The following is a 16,910-nucleotide window of genomic DNA, read 5'->3' on the forward strand; positions in this document are numbered from 1 at the left end:
CTACGATCCAAAGCGGACACTATGAGGGGTGCCGCGGTTCGTCGTTGCAAAAGACCCTGTCACCGCCATGCTGCGCTGTGGGGCAAGGCCGATGCCGGCGATTGGCTGCCGCATCACGTCGCCGCTTGGACCGAAGGCTTCGATCACTCCGCTGCGTAGAAGCATCACGCGGTCGCAGGCTGCGGCGACCGAAGGGCGGTGCGTTATCACGATTGTCGTAACGCCCGCCGCTTTCGCGGCGGCAAGCACTTCTTCGAGCGCGGCTTCGCCGCTGCCGTCGAGATGGGTACTGGGCTCATCCAGAACGAGAACATGCGGATTGCCGTAAAAAGCGCGCGCCAGCCCGATCCTTTGGCGTTCGCCGCCCGACAGTGTTCTGTCCGACGAACCTATTCTGGTCTGATAGCCGTCTCGCTGCTCCAGTATCAGCTCATGCGCCCGGGCATTCTTTGCTGCCTCGACGATAGAGGCGTCATTCGCATCGGGTTCAAAGCGGGCGACATTTTCCGCGATCGATCCGGGAAAGAGCTCCACCTCCTGAGCGAGATATCCGATATGCCGGCCAAGCTGCTTCTCGTCCCAGGTTCTGAGATCGGCGCCATCAATCCTGACGCAGCCGCTGGTTGCCTGAATCGCACCGACAAGTAATCTTGCCAGGGTGGACTTGCCGGCTCCGCTCGGACCTATTATCGCCACCGCTTCGCCTGCGCCGATGCGGAAGTTCAGTCTCTTGATGATGGGTTCGGTGCCGGGTGTGGCGTTCGGCGCGACAAAGATGAGGCCCTGCACGACAATTTCGCCGGACGGGTCCGGCAAGGTCAGTTTTTGCGCATGCGCCGGATGGGCGGAAAACGCCTTGTCCAAACGCTTCCACGATCGTCTGGCGTCGACGATCTGCCGCCATGACCCGATCAGTTGGTCGAGCGGCTGCAGCGCACGGGACGACACCAGGGAAGACGCGAAGATCATGCCGGCCGTCATCTTCCCTTGCAGCACGAGCCATGCTCCGACACCCAGTATTGCTAGCTGAAGCATCATGCGTACGGCTCGCGACGTTCCACTGAAAATCGCGTTGGCCATCGACGAACGGTCATGCAGGACTAGCGCCTCCGCCACGTGCCTTCCCCACACTCGCGCGGCGTTTTGGATCATGCCCATGGCGCGCAGCGTCTCTGCATTCCGGGCAAAGGCCTGCTCCGACAGGCTGGCAACAGCCGAGCGTTCCGCCGACAAGGCATCATTCTTGCCGATGGCAAACTGATTTGCCACGACCAGCGCAAGCAACAGACCAGATCCCGCCAGCGTAAGCCAGAACAGCAAAGGATGGATGAGGTACAGCAGGGCGAGGAAGAACGGAGCAAACGGCAGGTCGAACAAGACCGCCGCGCCACGTGACCTGATGAAGGCGCATACCGAGGCAAGGTCGCGCAGTGGAGGCAGGGCTGCTCCCCCGGCGTACTTAGCCTCCAGCGAGACGGCGAATGTCCTCGCGCCCAGTCTGTTGTCGACAATGGCTGCAACGCGCTGCGTGTAAACGGAGCGGACCGCATCGAGGAGACCGAGAAAGGCGAGTGCGAGAACCGCGATAGCAGAGAGGTAAAGAAGCGTCTCGACGCTGGAGGAAGGCAGGACGCGGTCATAGACCTGCAACAGATAAAGGGGGATCACCAATAGCAGGATGTTGATGAGGAACGAAAAAACACCGACATCGGCGATGGCGCGCCTCAAGACTGCCCGCAGATCAGACCGTGCAATCATTCCCGCGCTCCTAACGGCTCATGGCCCCAACATAAGGGCGTCGCTTAGACCGAATGGTCGCCGGCGATGTCCAAGGGGTGGTGCTGCAGGTCGTCCAGCGTATAGGCGCGGATGTAGTCGATCTTCATCTCCGCTGGCGTAGCCAGATGGTCAGGAGGCTGGCCGGCAATGCCGCCCACCGCGAGATTGGCCAGCATATACATGGGATCGTGCATGTCGGCCGGCGTCGCTGCTTGAGCGACCTTTACACCATCGTAGGTCCAGACAAGCTCATCCTTCGTCCAGAGCAGGCCATAGGTGTGGAAACCGTCGGTATCCGCAACGTTCACCGTTGACGAAACCTTCGTGTGCGCTCCCGTCTCATTGGAATGCGCCGTCATGTAGAGCGTGTTCGGGTCCTGGCCGCGCGTTTCGACAACGTCCAGCTCCGGCGGCCACGATCCGTCCTCCGGAAGCAGCCAGAACGCCGGCCAGGCTCCGGCTGTTTCAGGAAGATCCGCCCGCATTTCGAAATAGCCGTAGGTTTGCGAGAAGGTGTCGTGGGTCGTCAGGATCCCCGAGCTGTATTCGTAGTTGTTGATCAGAGGCTTGATGTCCTCCGGCGCCTGCGCGGCGGTGATGGTGAGGACGCCGTTCTCAACGCTGAACGGATGGACCGAACTCGTCGGGCCATAATTGGCGTCGATATACCACTGCAACTCACCATTGCTGCTCAACGTGCTGCCGTTCGGCGCTCCCCACCAGAAATTGGAATTCCAGGTGCCGTCCTGCCCGTCCCGAAGGCTCAGCGTGTTGAAATCGTCGGAGAAGGACAGCGTCATTGCGGACTTGTCTATCGGAAGTTCGAACTGGGTGGGCTGCAGCTTGTCGATGGTCGTATTCTTGAACACCAGGATTTCGTCGGATCCGAGGTTCAGCATCACGTTCGATTCCACTTGGACCATCTGTGAACGGACGGCATCGAACGAAGTGAAATCGTAGCCGTTAAGGCGGAGCGCATCGGTCGCACCGAAATCGAAGATAAGATCGCTTCCATTACCTTTGGAGATGGCGAAAGTATCGGCGCCATCGCCGCCGATCAGGACATCATTTCCCTTGCCGCCATCCAGCGTCTGGTGACCTGACCCGCCCTTGATGATGTTGTCCAACGCATTTCCGAACGCAAATCGGTTGGTGCCGGTAACGACGAGGTTCTCGAAATTGTCAGGGAGCTTGTAGCTCATCCATGTGTCGATCGTGTCGATCCCTGCCCCAGGATCCTCGACCACCTTGTTGTTGGTGGAATAGAGATGATAGTAGTCGTCGCCGGCGCCTCCGTGGATCGTGACAGTGACGCCGGTGTCTCCCCAGAAGGAGTCGTTGCCGGAGGTGCCATGCAGTTCCGGTCCAGACCCGGTGGCCGAGAACCAATGAGTGGAAGCGCCGGTGTAGGCAAGAGGGATGCCTTTGGCGTTTAAGACCGTGCTCATCAGAAATCCTTCCTCATGGTGTCCGACCTGGTCAAAGGTCCGGCGACCGCTCCCAAAGCAACGCTGCAAGGAACGAGATCGTTCCACGGAATCGTCATTCGATCCGAGACCGCAATAATCGGAAGGCGGATAATGAATAAGGAGGTGATGGCTCAATGTAAATTGAAGCAATTTAGTAAAATCGTATATTTATGCAGAACACACGTCGTTTAACGAACGTATATCTAAGTTAACTCAAATTTATTCTTGCATGGCTTTCTGGTCGGAGTCTGCGGGCAAGATGGCGACGTACCGCCAAGAGCGGTCATCCTCATCAGGTTTCGAATGACCGCATTTGGGCCAAAGCGTCACGTGCTCGCTCCCCATCGATGAGACGAGTGCAACATTCCACTCTTCGCGGCTGTTGGCGACCACGTGCTAATCGAGTTTTCCCGGTCACGATCTATCGGGACGGAACAGCCACCTAGTCTTCCCTGATCGCGTAACCCGCCCCACGGATGGTGCGGATGACATCAGGCATGCGGCCGTTGTTGACCGCCTTGCGCAGCCGGCCGACGTGCACGTCGACAGTGCGTTCGTCGATGTAAATCGTCTCGCCCCAGACATTGTCGAGCAGCTGGCTGCGCGAGAACACGCGGCCGGGGTGGCGCATCATGAATTCGAGCAGGCGGAATTCGGTCGGCCCGAGCCGGATCTCGCTCTTCTTGCGATAGACCCGGTGCGACTCGCGATCGAGCACGATGTCGCCGACCTTTAGCACGCTGGACAGCACTTCCGGCTTGGCCCGGCGCAGCAGCGCCTTGACCCTGGCCATGAACTCCGGCGTCGAGAACGGCTTGACCAGATAGTCGTCGGCGCCGGTCGACAGGCCGCGCACGCGGTCGCTTTCCTCGCCTCGCGCGGTCAGCATGATGATCGGCAGCCGCTCGGTCTCTGGGCGCATTCGCAGGCGCCGGCAGAGTTCGATGCCGGAAACCGCCGGCACCATCCAGTCGAGCACGAGAAGGTCGGGAACGTTCTCCTGCAGCCGGATTTCGGCCTCGTCACCGCGCGTCACCACCTCGACCTGGTAACCTTCGGATTCAAGATTGTAGCGGAGCAGCACGCCTAGCGGCTCCTCATCCTCCACCACCATGATGCGTGGTGCGATCATCGGCTGGTCACCCCTGTTATGCCGCTGGCGCGGACATTGCCGTCTCGTCCTGCTTCGGACGATTGGCTGGCAGCTGCGTGCCGGTCAAAACATAGTAGGCATTTTCGGCGATGTTGGTCACGTGGTCGCCGATCCGCTCGAGGTTCTTGGCGCAGAACAACAGGTGCGTGCACGCCGTGATGTTGCGGGGATCTTCCATCATGTAGGTCAGCAGCTCGCGGAACACCGAGGTGTATTTGACGTCGATGCGTTCGTCATTGTTTCTGAGCGTGGCAAGCGCTGCCGGGTCGGCGGCGGCGTACTCGTCGACGACCCCCTGCACCTGGATCAGCACCAGTTGCGCCATCGCGTCGATCGAATGCGAAAGGTCGTGCGGCGTGACACTCAGCCCGACAGTGCCGACGCGCTTGGCGATGTTCTTGGCAAGGTCGCCGATGCGCTCAAGGTCGCCGGCCATGCGGATCGAACCGACCACCGCACGCAGATCGTTGGCCATTGGCTGGCGCTTGGCGATCAGCGTGATGGCGCGATCGTCCAGCTCGCGCTGGCGTGCATCCATGATGGCATCATCGGAAACCACGCGCTGCGCCAGCGCATTGTCCGAATTGAGCAAAGCCCTGGTCGAGCCACTGACCATCGAGCGGGCGAGATCGCCCATGTCGCGGATCAGCTGGCTGATCTGCTCCAGATCCTCATCGAAAGATGCGACGGTATGTTCACCCATGATCTTCGTCCCTCGTATGCCTGAGCTCAGCCGAACCGGCCGGTGATGTAGTCCTGGGTGCGTTTGTCGTCGGGGGTGGTGAACATCTTGTCGGTGGCGCCCTCCTCGACCAGATAGCCTAGATGGAACATCGCGGTGCGCTGCGACACGCGCGCTGCCTGCTGCATCGAATGGGTGACGATGACGATGGTATAGTTCTGACGCAGTTCGTCGATCAGTTCCTCGACGCGAGCGGTGGCGATCGGGTCGAGCGCCGAACACGGTTCGTCCATCAGGATCACCTCGGGTGACACGGCGATGGCGCGTGCAATGCACAGACGCTGCTGCTGGCCACCGGAAAGACCCGTGCCAGGTTCTTGCAAACGGTCCTTGACCTCGTTCCAGATCGCCGCCTTCTTCAGGCTCGACTCTACGATCTGGTCCATGTCGGCCTTGCGCTTGGCCAATCCGTGGATGCGCGGACCATAGGCAACGTTCTCGTAGATCGATTTGGGGAACGGATTGGGTTTCTGGAACACCATGCCGACGCGCGCCCTGAGTTCGACGACATCGATGTTCTTGTCGTAGATGTCTTCTTCGTCGAGCGTTATCTTGCCGGTTACCCGTGCTGAATCGATGGTGTCGTTCATGCGGTTGAGGCAGCGCAGGAAGGTGGACTTGCCGCAGCCGGAGGGGCCGATCAGCGCCGTCACCTGGTTCAGGCGGACGTCGAGATCGACGTCGAACAGCGCCTGCTTCTCGCCATAGAACACGCCGACCTTGTCGCCGCGCATTTTGATTACTTCGTTCGACTTCATCTTGTCGCCCACTGCGTTTTCAAGGGACTGTTCGGTCATGATGTTCATACCAAGATGCCTTTTTTCTACCAGCGCCGCTCGAACCGACGCCGAAGCACGATCGCGGTGATGTTCATGGCCATGAGGAAGACGAGCAGGATGATGATGGCGCCGGACATACGCTCGACGAAGGCGCGTTCGGCCTCGTTCGCCCACATATAGATCTGCACCGGCAGCGCGGTGGCCGGATCGAAAGGCGTCGTCGGTGGATCGGCGACGAAGGCGACCATGCCGATCAGCAGCAGAGGCGCGGTTTCGCCGAGCGCACGCGCCAGACCGATGATGGTGCCGGTGAGGATGCCGGGCGCGGCAAGCGGCAGGATGTGCTGGAACACCATCTGCATCTTGGAGGCGCCAAGACCGAGAGCTGCCGAGCGGATCGACGGCGGCACCGCTGCAAGTGCGGCTCGCGTCGCGATGATGATCGTCGGCAGCGTCATCAGCGTCAGCACCAGGCCGCCGACGAAGGCGGCAGAGCGCGGCATGCCCAGGAAATTGATGAACACCGCGAGGCCGAGCAAGCCGAAGACGATTGACGGCACTGCGGCCAGATTGTTGATGTTGACCTCGATAAGGTCGGTAAAACGGTTCTTCTTGGCGAACTCCTCCAGATAGATGGAGGCGGCGACGCCGATCGGCAGCGCCAGGAGCAACACGATCACCATCATATAGAACGAGCCGATGATCGCCACGCCCATGCCCGAGGTTTCCGGGCGGCTGGAGGCGCCGTAGGTGAACAGGCCGCTGTTGAAGTGCTCGGCCATCGCGCCCTCGGCCTTGAGCTTGTTCATCCAGGTGATCTGCTGGTCCGAGACCTTGCGTCGCGCTTCCTCGACGCTGAGGTCGATCTGACCCTTGAAAGCCGAGTCGAGATTGGCGGCGGCGAGGATGTTGACGTCGCGCGTCGTGCCGATCACGGACGGATCGGCGGCAACGATGTCGCGCAACTGGACGCGGGCGCCTTCCGACAGGAAGCCCTTGAGCTGCTTGATCGCCGGCTTGTCGTCGGGATTGATGCCGAGCTTGGCCACCAGCGCGTTTTCGGCGAGCTTGCGATAATTCGCCTTGATCAGAACGCTCGGATCGGTTGCGCGTTTGCCGGAAGGATCGATCACCTTCTCGTCGAACGAGATCGGCAGTGATACCGTCGTCTGCCAGAAGGCGGTGTAGCCTTTCGAGACGATGGTGATCAGCATGATTGCCAGGAACGCCAGGCCTACGGAAATCGCCACGACGCCATAGATGCGGAATCGGCGCTCGGCAGCGTAACGGGCCTTCAGGCCGATGTCGCGGCGCGGATGGGCCGCCGCCCTGACCATCGTATCCATGGAAATGTCGGTCATTCGTACTGCTCCCGATATTTGCGCACGATGTAGAGCGCGACGATGTTCATCACCAACGTCAGCGCGAACAGCGTCAGGCCGAGCGCGAAGGCGACCAGCGTCTGCGGCGAATTGAACTCGAGGTCGCCGGTGAGCTGGTTGACGATCTTGACGGTGATGGTCGTCATCGCCTCGAACGGGTTGATGGTGAGGTTGGCGGCGACGCCCGCCGCCAGCACGACAATCATCGTTTCGCCGATAGCGCGCGAGGCAGTCAGCAGGACGGCGCCGACGATGCCGGGCAGTGCAGCCGGCAGGATCACCCGCTTGATCGTCTCGGAGCGGGTCGCGCCGAGGCCGAGCGACCCGTCGCGCATGGCGCGCGGCACCGCGGTTATGATGTCGTCCGAAAGAGAGGACACGACCGGGATCAGCATGACGCCCATGACCAGGCCGGCGGTGAAGATGCTCTGGCCCTGGATGAAGGGCGAACCGCCGGTCAGTGCCGCGGACAGGTCGCGCAGGAATGGCCCAAGCGTGACGACGGCGAAGATGCCGTAGACGATGGTCGGTATGCCGGCCAGCAGTTCAAGCGCCGGCTTGACCACCGAGCGCACCCTGGGCGTTGCGTATTCGGCCATGTAGACAGCCGACATCAGCCCCACCGGCACCGCAACCAGCAGTGCGACGGCGGCGATGTAGAGCGTGCCCGCAAGAAGCGGGATCAGGCCGAACTGGCCCTGGCTGCCGCCCGAACCGGCAGCGGCAAAACGCGGATCCCAGACGGTGCCGAAGAAGAAACTCATCGGCGAGACGCTTTCGAAGAAGGTGATCGTCTGGAACAGCATCGAAAGCACGATGCCGATGGTGGTCAGGATGGCGATGGTGGAGGCGGCAAGCAGCCCCCACAGCATCAGCCTCTCGACATTGTTGCGTGCCCTGGCGCGCGGCTCGATCTGCCTGAGCGCATAGAAGGCGCCGGCGATCGAGGAAACGAGAATGACAATGGCGCCGAACAGGCCGAGCCGGTCCTGGACCTTGTTCGCCTCGACGGCGATCGGGATCATGTAATCCTGCGTGTCGCTCGCCAGTGCCACACCCTTGGCGGCGAGCAGCGGCTGCAACTCGGCAAAGCTGGCAGGCATTGCGGCCAGTGTGCCCGCATCGAGTTTGCGCAGGCCCCTGGCGAGGCTCTTTACCAGGCTGACGTCCAGTGCCTCACTGGCAACCTTGCTGTCGACGGTGCGCTCGGGCAAGGCAGCGTGAATGTGTCGGTCCAGATAGATGGAAGACCCGACGGTCCAGACGGCAAGCAGCAAAAGAGCAGGCAGAACGGCGAGCAGGAAGGCCCACCAGCCATGATAATGGGCGCGCGAATGCGGCTTGACCTTGCCATTGTCCTGGGCCGCGGCACGTTGCCGGCCGATGAAAAAGGCAACCAGGCCGACGGCAACGACGATGGCCAGTACGAGCAAGGACGACATGGACCCACCCCAAGAGAAATTCTTACGCAGCCGCCATTGCGGCCTGCGATGAAACCGGGGCGCGGGATTGGCCCGCACCCCGGTTCGGCAGCTGATTACATCGACTTTCCGGCGGCGAAAGCGTCACGCTGGGCCTGACGCTCGGCATCCGGTGCAGCAACGAGGCCGTATTCGGCGAGCGGGCTTTCCGGGCCAACCATCTGGTCGTCAAGGAAGAACTCGACATATTCCTTGAGGCCGGGAACGACGCCCAGATGCGCCTTCTTGACGTAGAAGAACAGCGGGCGCGAGACGGGATACTTGCCGCTGGCGATCGTCTCGGTCGAAGGCACGATGCCTTCCACGGTGGCGACCTTCAGCTTGTCGGCATTGTTTTCATAGAAGGCGAGGCCAAACACGCCGACGCCGGTCTTGTTGGAGTCGATGCGGGCGAGCGTCTCGGTATAGTCGCCATCGATGTCGACGGCCTTGCCGTCCTTGCGGATGGCGATGCAGGTTTTGCCGATTTCCTTGTCGTCGGCAATGCCGGCAGCCTTGAGAGCAGCCTTGTCACAGCCGGCATCGAGGAGCTTGGTCTCGAACACTTCGCGCGTGCCGTGCTTTTCGCCCGGAATGTAGGCGGCGATGTCCCAGTCGGGCAGCTTCGGATTGACCTGGCTCCACTTGGTGTTCGGATTGTCGACCAGCTTGCCGTCGACGACCAGCTTGGCCGCGAGCGCCTTGTAGATGTCGGCGGGAACCAGCGCCCAATCCGGGCCCTTGATGTCGGTGGCGAAGACGATGCCGTCATAGCCGATCCGGACTTCCTGGACTTCTTTCACGCCGGCGTCGGCGCAGGACTTGAGTTCGTCCGCCTTGATCGGACGCGACGAGTTGGCGATGTCGATTGTGTCTTCGCCGACGCCCTTGCAGAATTCCTTGATGCCCGCGCCGCTGCCGCCGGATTCGACGACCGGGGTCTTGAAGTTGGTGAATGTTTCGCCGAACTGCTCGGCGACAATCTTGGCATAAGGTAACACGGTCGATGACCCGGCGACCTGGATCTGGTCGCGCGCAGCGGCGAAGCCGGACGTCGCGGCGAGCGCAAGCGCAGCGGCCGACGCCGTATAGAGGAATTTCTTCATGTGGCCTGCTCCTGTTCGGAAGATGGTCTCTCGGCGCTCGTCAGTCGGCACCCGCTGAGGCCAATAGCCTTCGATTATAACAGTCGCATGACAGTTTGATGTCACCCCGGTAACGCGTCATCGGGATGAGCAGAATGCCGCCTGGCCGGCACTCCCGACGCAGCCCGGCTTTGTCACCGGAATCAGGGACTTGCTCGATTCGGTCGAGGCTGGCCGGCGATTTGGAGATCAGCCGGCCTTTATGAAGAAAAGCCGGACGGGAGCGCGTTGCTCTCAGCCAGACGGTGTCGTGGCCGGGCCATCGCCGAAAACAGGTCCGTTGGGGTAGGTTGACGCTGTCTCATGCCGGCGGTCGCTGCTCCCGCCCGTAACTGGGAAGAGCGGAATTCGTATGTCGCCATTGTCTCGGCTGGATGCCGCCTTTCATATGGTGCGATCGCACCATAGTCTTGGCCGCTGACAGGGGCGCGAATCTTCGCCGTATTCCCGGCACTCGGGCAGAGCCGGCCTTATCCGGCGTTGCGCTGCGCCTGCCGGCTGGCGCCGACCCAGCGCTCGACCTTCTCGAGCAACGCCCGGGGACTGATCGGCTTGGGCAGATAGTCGTCCATGCCTGCCTCCAGGCAGCGCTCGCGGTCGCCCTTCAGCGCATGCGCGGTGACGCCGACGATCGGCACATGCGTGCCGGTTTCTTCCTCCAGCCGGCGAATGGCGGCGGTTGCTTCGAGACCGTTCATCTCCGGCATGGAGACATCCATCAGGATCATGCACGGGTTGAGCCGGCCAAAGGCGTCGAGCGCCTTGCGGCCATTGCCGACGATCTCGAAACCATAACCGGTCTCGCCGAGGATCTGGGTGAACACCATCTGGTTCACCTCATTGTCCTCGGCCACCAGGATATCCAGCCTGTCGCCGCCAGCCGCCACCGGTGGCCGGGGGCGAATCGAAGGCGGCTGCAGCAGCGCCCGCTGTTCGGACGGTGCCGAGGGCTGCGGCCGCGCAACATTGCCTGGAGTGGCGTCGGCCGCGAGCGGCTGCGTGTCGCCAGTATTGTGGCGATGCCGCTGGATGGTGGCGACCAGCGTTTCCAGCAGCACCGAAGAGCGCGCCGGCTTGATCAGCTGGGCATCGATGCCGAGATCGCGATAGCTGGTGTTGGCGAGCGACTGGTCGACCGAGGTCAGCATGATGATCGGCGTGCCGGCAAGACCGGCGGTGTTGCGCACGATCCGCGCCATTTCGGCGCCGCTCATTTCAGGCATCTGGTAGTCGAGCACGACGCAGTCGACCGGCACGCCATAGGCCGCGGCGGCGATCAGCACCTTGAGGCCTTCGGCGCCGCTTTCGGCCGCGCAGGAATCGAACGTCCACGATGTCATCTGTTCGGTCAGGATGGCCCGATTGACGGCATTGTCGTCGACGATCAGCACACGCGCACCGGTCACGTCGATCGGCATGATGCGCTGTCCGTTCTGCTGTCCGGCCCTCGGCAGCGTCACCGAGAACCAGAAAGTCGAGCCCTTGCCTTCCGCACTTTCGACCCCGATATCGCCGCCCATCAGCTCGACGAGCCGCGAGGTGATGGCGAGGCCGAGACCGGTCCCCTCGTGTCGCCTCGTCGAAGAGGTGTCGACCTGGCTGAATTTCTCGAACACCAGTTTCAGTTTTTCCTCGGGGATACCGATACCGGTATCGGTGACCGAGATCGTCAGCTTCGTTCCGGTTGGAACGCTCTCGCCGGTGACGTCGACCAGCACATGGCCTTCATCGGTGAATTTCACCGCGTTGCCGAGCAGGTTGGTGACGATCTGCCTGATACGGCCGACATCGCCGACGAACAGGCTCTCGAGCCGAGGCTCGACACGAACGATCAGCTCGAGATCCTTCTCCTTGGCCCGTGTGGACACCAGCGTCGCCACGTCCTCGATCGCCTCGGCCAGATTGAAGGGCGCCGGATCGAGCACCAGCTGACCGGCATCGATCTTGGAGAAGTCCAGGATGTCGTTGATGATGGTGAGCAGCGCATTGCCCGATTTCACGATGATGTCGGTAAACGTCTTCTGCTTCGGGTCGAGGTCCGATTTGGCCAGCAGTTCGGCCATGCCGAGCACGCCGTTCATCGGCGTGCGGATCTCGTGGCTCATATTGGCGAGGAATTCCGACTTGGCGCGGTCGGCGAGCACGGCGCGCTGACGCGCCTCGCGCAGTTCGGCCTCTCGCATCTTCAGCTCGGTTATGTCGGTGGTCGAGCCGATCAAATAGAGCGAGCCATCGGAGGCGATCATCGCGCCCTTGCGGGCGAATTGATGCCTGACGCTGCCGTCGGCCAACGTCACCGTCTCTTCGACCTCCTGGGTTTCGCCGGTGCGCAGCACGGCGAGGTCGCCATTGACGAAAGCCTCGCCATCCGGCCCGAAAATCTCGATGTCGGTCTTGCCGATAGCCTCTTCCTTGCGGAAGCCCGTGAGATCGCACCAGCCCTTGTTGACATAGAACTGCCGGAGATCGGAGCGCTTGGCGTAGATCGATACCGGCACGTTGTCGATCAGGCTGCGGAACACCTCGTTCTCGCGCATGCTTTCTTCCAGCGCACGCTCGCGCGCCTTGACGTCGGTGATGTCGGTGCTCGAACCGACCAGATGCACCGACCCGTCCAGCGTCACCAGGCGGCTCTTGCGCGTCATCAACTGCCGAACCGTACCGTCGCGATGGGTGACGGGTTCCTCGACCTCCTTGACGGCGCCCGTCACGACGACTTGCGTGTCGTCATGGCTGTAGCCATCGGCGTCCTGCGCACCGAACAACTGCCGGTCGGTGCGGCCGATGACATCCTCCTTGGCCAAGCCGGTGATCGCGCACCAGGCCTTGTTGACGAATTCGATGCTCAGGTCCTGCGCCTTGATGAAGGCGGCCACCGGCAACTCGTCCATCACGTGCCGGAACAGGTCGATCTGGCGCATCGAATCGCGCAATGCCGCCTCGCGGCTCTTGATCTCGGAGATGTCGACGCGAACACCGATGAAGGTGCCATCATCGGTCCGCATGTCGTAGACCTGGTACCAGCGGCCGTCGGGGTTATGACGCTCGTAGCAGGAATTGGGCAAGCGGTAGCGGGCGAGGATCGCATCCAGCCAGCGGTCATGGTCGCTGTCGTAGAGCTGGTCGACTTGTGGATCGCCGCTGTTGCGGAAATAGCCGTTCGCATGGCCCAGAACGAGTGCCTCGCGGAATGTGCAGCCGGGCTGCCATGCCGGCTTCAAGGCCGGCAGCGTATCCTGGATCTTGCGGTTGGCGAACACGAACCTGTCGTCGCTATCGTAGATGATCACGGCGGCCGGCAAGGATTCCAGAACGCTGGCGAGATGCTTGCGCGCATCCTGCGCCTCGGTCTCGCGGCGCTTCATGTCGGAAATGTCGAACAGGAAGCCGGCAACATAGTCGCGGCCGCTGGCCATGCCGACGCGGCTCTTCCTCACGATGCGCGATCGGCTGGCGCCATCGACCTCGAAATTCTCTTCCACTTCGTACGGCCGCCCGGTCGCAAGGACCTCACCTTCGCTCTGCTCGAAAAGCGCGACAGCGTTCGCCGGGAGGAAATCGCCGCCGGGCTTGCCGAGCATGGCTTGCGGCGTCTGGCCAAACAGAGCGGCGAACGCCTCGTTGACGAAGACGAAGCGCAGATGGTCGTCCTTGACGAAGATCGGATCCTTGACGGCGTTGATCACCGCCTCCGCCAGCCGCGCCTTCTCCAGCGCGTCGGCAAGTTCGGCCTCCCGGTCCTTCATGTCGGTGACGTCGACATAGGAGATCAGCCGCTTGCCGCCGGCCAGCGGCGCCATCGACGAGATCAGGGTGCGGCCGTCATTGCGCGGGAACTGCCGCGAGGCGGCGATCCCGGCCCTGATTTCCGCCTCGCGCTCTGCCACATGCCGCTGCCATGATGCATCGTCGGCACCAAACGGATCGATGTCGCGGCTGGCGTCCATCAGATCGCGGAAGCTGCAGCCGATCTCGGCGCGCCGGGCGTCGATCTGCCAGAAATCATAGAAAGCACGGTTGATGATCTCCGCGCGCATATTGGCGTCGAGGACGAGGACACCGATCGGCATCTGGTCGACCATGGTGCGGAGACTGGCGAAGGTCTCTGCGATCTTGGCATTGGCGCTTTTGATCTCCGCATCGCGCTGCTTGATCTCGGTAACCTCATAATAGGTCAGCAGCCGCCTGCCCCCGGACAACGCCGTCACCGAGAACATCATCGTCCTGCCGTTGGCATGGACAAATTCGCGCGGCGCGACGGATCCGGCGCGAATCTCGTCGAGGCGGGTGGCGAGGTAGCGCTGCCATTGCTGTTCGTCGATGTCGCCATAGATGCCGCTGCGGCGGTTGAGCTCCATCAACAGGCTGAACGGAGCGCCGACGCTAACAGCGCCGTCCGGAATCCTCGAGAGGTCGCGATAGGCCTTGTTGATGATCAGCGTGTCGAGCCTGGCATCGAGAAGCACGACGCCCATATGCATGGCGTCCATGGTCCGCTCGAGGTCGGCCAGATGCTGGTCGGGCTCGCCGTAGGCCGATGGTCCCGGCCCCGGATCTTTGAAGGCGCCCGCCAGTGCCGTGACGTTGCGGCCGATGCCGCGATAACCGGCAAATCTTCCTTCGTCGTCGAACTTCGGAAAGCCTGACGTCAAGACCCAGCGACAGTCGGCGTTGCCACCCTTGAGTTCGTAGACGAAGTCGCGAAAAGGCCGGTGCGCCTGCAGATCCTCCAGATGCGCGGCGCCACTGCGATCGCCGTTAAGGACCTGGTTGAGGAAGTCGAAGCGGAACCGGCCGAGCACGTTTGCCGGATCGGTGCCAGTGGCTGCCTGGTAGTTTTGCGAAAGCCAGGAGAAGCGCAGTTCGGCGTCGGTCTCCCAGATCCAGTCGGAACCGGCTTCAACGAGTTGGCGAAGCGCATCGTTCGAATCCATGCAAGAGGCGGACGATGATGCATCATCGCCATGCGCAGTGGATCTGCGAGGCTCGCGCTTGCCGCGCGCGCCGATTGTTTCGTTCGCTTCCGCCATGCCGTCCCCACCCCGAAAACCAAGGCCGAACCCTCCTCCGCGGTTCGTCGGCGGAATGTGCCCGAGAAGCATTAAGGATCCGCTAACCTTAACGGTTGGTTAGACAGGATTGGGCGGCAGGGTCTGCTTCATCCGCCCGGTTGTCGGCAGGGTCGAACCCGCTATATAAGCAACGGCAGGGGTATTGCTGATGCTTGGACGGATTGTGCCTTTTTTCATGGGGCTGGCGCTGCTTTTCGGCGGCGGTTGCTCTCGCAGTTATGACGGCACGGTCGTCATCCCGAGACCGCTCGATGTCCGGCGCATCTGGGATCGGCCGCCACCGAATGTCGACTACGGCCAATCCGAGGTCGAAAACGGCGCTTTTCCGGTGGCGCCGCAGCCACCCCGGCGTTTTTCCGAGCGCAAGGTCAGCCATGCCGCACCGAGACGGCACCAGACGAGGTTGCCTGCGTCGGCGTCCCTATCGGCGCCGGCGAAGCCGCTGACCTGCAGGAACGTCAGCGAGCCCGGCAAGAGAGCTCGCATGGTCTGTGATTAGATTGGAGCGGGTCTCTAAAAGCGGGATTCGATCAAACAAAACGCGATCCGCGGATAGCTCGGTTACCCGGCCTTCACAGGGAAGCAGCGCCTTTTTTCGGCTCCTTCGCTCCGAGCTTGTCGAGTGCAAGACGAACCTGACGCAGATCTTCCTGCCAACCGTCATCGTCGTCCATTGGACCCTCCGAGGCAGCCCGCTGCAACCCACGCGCCTCGGATTCGATCTCGCGCAGTTCGGCGATTTTCTGTTCGGTGGTCAGCGAGTCGTCCTCGACGATCTCCAGCACCCGCATTTCCCTGAACGTAGCCACGGCGTTCCTCCCGGCTGATGTCGATCACAACGCCGTGAGTGCCCCTCTGTTCCAGAGGGATCGCGCAACCGCATCGCAGCACGCACGCCGCCACCGGTGATCGCCGATCGGGGAAGACCGGCGATCATTCGGCCGGGAAAAATGCCGGGCCGACCACGCGCACCGGCCGCTCGCCGGCCTCGATCGAAAGGTGCTGGGCCGCACCTGGGGCTTCGGCATCGATCCCGGCGACGGCCGCAACCGTGCCGAGATCCGGCTTCGCCGTCGGCAGCGGAATAATGGCGTTGCGCATGTTGGCGGGCGTCACGGTCCTGGCTCGCAGTTCGGTGACCCGCTGGTAGTAGCGCTTGACGTCGCATGCCTTGAAATTCGCATCATCGCGATATCTGAAGGCTGCCGGCAGCTCGGTATAGGGTTTGCGCGTGTCGAGCGCGGTCATCTGGTCGGTTTCGAGGCTGGCGTCGCTCAACGTGTAGAGGTCGACGCTGGGGTCATCGCAGATGTAACGGCATTGATCGACCGTCTCCTTAAGATCGCCACTGGCGGCGAACTGCGACTTTGGCGCCGGGAAGAAATACCCGTCCGACAGACGCACGCAAAACAGCATCGCATTGCCGGCGAACGTGGTGGTCGCCGATTGGGTGCTGGGCGCGGCGCGCACAGGCCGTTGCTTTGCTGAAGGCGCACAGCCAAGCGCGACGAGGCGCGCCTGCAGGCCCGCTGTGTCGCGGCCCGAATTCCCGGCGGCAGCGATCCGGCGCTGCACATCCGAGCGGCTCCTGGCGAGATCGGCGCAGGCGTTGAAGAGACCACCAAGCGAACTTTTCGCCGTGCACTGGCGCTGTCTCTCGATAGTCTGGATGGCTGCAAGTTGCCGGCGCAACGGGGCAAGCTCCGGGCTTGCCCCGCCGCTGCGGCCAGCCGAAAGCAACTGGCTTCTGATCGCGCCGCAGCTGTCCGCGTAGGACGAAAGCGTACCGAACAAAACTGCCGCCAGTGAAATAAATGCGATCACCATGGAAGGCCAGAAACGGATCATCGGGACAACTTGGTCCTTTTTGCGGAGAACCTGGAATTTAGAGCCCATGACTTCAGCAAGCTTCAGCTACATGAGTAATTT

The 16,910-nt window shown here is 62.0% G+C and carries 12 protein-coding genes; 1 reads left to right on the forward strand and 11 read right to left on the reverse strand.

Translation table 11 applies throughout. From position 1 onward, the window contains the following. The 9 genes from NKH97_RS22670 to NKH97_RS22710 all read right to left on the reverse strand — a co-directional run bounded on the left by NKH97_RS22670 (position 1) and on the right by NKH97_RS22710 (position 14,939). A complete protein-coding gene (locus NKH97_RS22670; protein WP_352629262.1) occupies positions 1–1,758 on the reverse strand; it encodes a type I secretion system permease/ATPase in 1,758 nt (585 codons plus the stop codon). A gap of 44 nt (positions 1,759–1,802) precedes the next feature. Beyond that, complete coding sequence (gene eglC, locus NKH97_RS22675; protein ID WP_352798841.1) at positions 1,803–3,227, reverse strand: endo-1,3-1,4-beta-glycanase EglC; 1,425 nt, start codon at positions 3,225–3,227, stop codon at positions 1,803–1,805. Positions 3,228–3,690: 463 nt separating this feature from the next. Next, positions 3,691–4,380 carry a phosphate regulon transcriptional regulator PhoB gene (gene phoB / locus NKH97_RS22680; RefSeq protein WP_010911896.1) on the reverse strand — a complete coding sequence of 230 codons (690 nt, stop codon included), beginning with the start codon at positions 4,378–4,380 and terminating at the stop codon, positions 3,691–3,693. Positions 4,381–4,396: 16 nt separating this feature from the next. Beyond that, positions 4,397–5,104: a phosphate signaling complex protein PhoU gene (gene phoU / locus NKH97_RS22685; RefSeq protein WP_127413489.1), complete on the reverse strand. Its 708-nt coding sequence runs from the start codon at positions 5,102–5,104 to the stop codon at positions 4,397–4,399. A 26-nt stretch (positions 5,105–5,130) separates the two neighbouring features. Further along, entirely contained in the window at positions 5,131–5,949 is an 819-nt protein-coding gene (pstB, locus tag NKH97_RS22690) for a phosphate ABC transporter ATP-binding protein PstB (RefSeq protein WP_013529271.1), read from the reverse strand. Between the two features lie 17 nt (positions 5,950–5,966). After that, positions 5,967–7,283 (reverse strand): phosphate ABC transporter permease PstA, encoded by a 1,317-nt coding sequence (gene pstA, locus NKH97_RS22695; protein ID WP_352798837.1) that lies wholly within the window; start codon positions 7,281–7,283, stop codon positions 5,967–5,969. Then, positions 7,280–8,746, reverse strand: coding sequence for a phosphate ABC transporter permease subunit PstC (gene pstC, locus NKH97_RS22700; RefSeq protein ID WP_127295148.1), 1,467 nt, complete (start codon positions 8,744–8,746; stop codon positions 7,280–7,282). Before pstC ends, pstA begins: the two co-directional genes overlap by 4 nt. A gap of 95 nt (positions 8,747–8,841) precedes the next feature. Next, entirely contained in the window at positions 8,842–9,870 is a 1,029-nt protein-coding gene (locus NKH97_RS22705) for a PstS family phosphate ABC transporter substrate-binding protein (RefSeq protein WP_023810982.1), read from the reverse strand. A gap of 509 nt (positions 9,871–10,379) precedes the next feature. Then, positions 10,380–14,939 (reverse strand): PAS domain-containing protein, encoded by a 4,560-nt coding sequence (locus tag NKH97_RS22710; protein ID WP_352722438.1) that lies wholly within the window; start codon positions 14,937–14,939, stop codon positions 10,380–10,382. 190 nt (positions 14,940–15,129) lie between these two features. On the opposite strand from NKH97_RS22710, the gene NKH97_RS22715 reads away from it, so the two are divergent. Further along, entirely contained in the window at positions 15,130–15,480 is a 351-nt protein-coding gene (locus tag NKH97_RS22715) for a hypothetical protein (RefSeq protein ID WP_027037074.1), read from the forward strand. A gap of 73 nt (positions 15,481–15,553) precedes the next feature. Here NKH97_RS22715 and NKH97_RS22720 read toward each other — a convergent pair whose 3' ends face one another. Both NKH97_RS22720 and NKH97_RS22725 read right to left on the reverse strand, forming a co-directional pair. Then, a complete protein-coding gene (locus NKH97_RS22720; RefSeq protein WP_013529265.1) occupies positions 15,554–15,790 on the reverse strand; it encodes a hypothetical protein in 237 nt (78 codons plus the stop codon). Positions 15,791–15,914: 124 nt separating this feature from the next. Beyond that, the gene (locus tag NKH97_RS22725) at positions 15,915–16,829 is read right to left on the reverse strand and encodes a DUF2865 domain-containing protein (RefSeq protein WP_128305018.1); all 915 of its coding nucleotides are present in this window, start codon (positions 16,827–16,829) and stop codon (positions 15,915–15,917) included. Positions 16,830–16,910 lie beyond the last annotated feature (81 nt).

This window comes from Mesorhizobium sp. M0870, assembly GCF_040319775.1.
Classification (GTDB): Bacteria; Pseudomonadota; Alphaproteobacteria; order Rhizobiales; family Rhizobiaceae; genus Mesorhizobium.

Coding starts and splice junctions, on each gene's coding strand:
- NKH97_RS22670 (WP_352629262.1), bottom strand. CDS start 1,758: ATGATTGCACGGTCTGATCTGCGGGCAGTCTTGAGGCGCGCCATCGCC.
- eglC (WP_352798841.1), bottom strand. CDS start 3,227: ATGAGCACGGTCTTAAACGCCAAAGGCATCCCTCTTGCCTACACCGGC.
- phoB (WP_010911896.1), bottom strand. CDS start 4,380: ATGATCGCACCACGCATCATGGTGGTGGAGGATGAGGAGCCGCTAGGC.
- phoU (WP_127413489.1), bottom strand. CDS start 5,104: ATGGGTGAACATACCGTCGCATCTTTCGATGAGGATCTGGAGCAGATC.
- pstB (WP_013529271.1), bottom strand. CDS start 5,949: ATGAACATCATGACCGAACAGTCCCTTGAAAACGCAGTGGGCGACAAG.
- pstA (WP_352798837.1), bottom strand. CDS start 7,283: ATGACCGACATTTCCATGGATACGATGGTCAGGGCGGCGGCCCATCCG.
- pstC (WP_127295148.1), bottom strand. CDS start 8,746: ATGTCGTCCTTGCTCGTACTGGCCATCGTCGTTGCCGTCGGCCTGGTT.
- NKH97_RS22705 (WP_023810982.1), bottom strand. CDS start 9,870: ATGAAGAAATTCCTCTATACGGCGTCGGCCGCTGCGCTTGCGCTCGCC.
- NKH97_RS22710 (WP_352722438.1), bottom strand. CDS start 14,939: ATGGCGGAAGCGAACGAAACAATCGGCGCGCGCGGCAAGCGCGAGCCT.
- NKH97_RS22715 (WP_027037074.1), top strand. CDS start 15,130: ATGCTTGGACGGATTGTGCCTTTTTTCATGGGGCTGGCGCTGCTTTTC.
- NKH97_RS22725 (WP_128305018.1), bottom strand. CDS start 16,829: ATGATCCGTTTCTGGCCTTCCATGGTGATCGCATTTATTTCACTGGCG.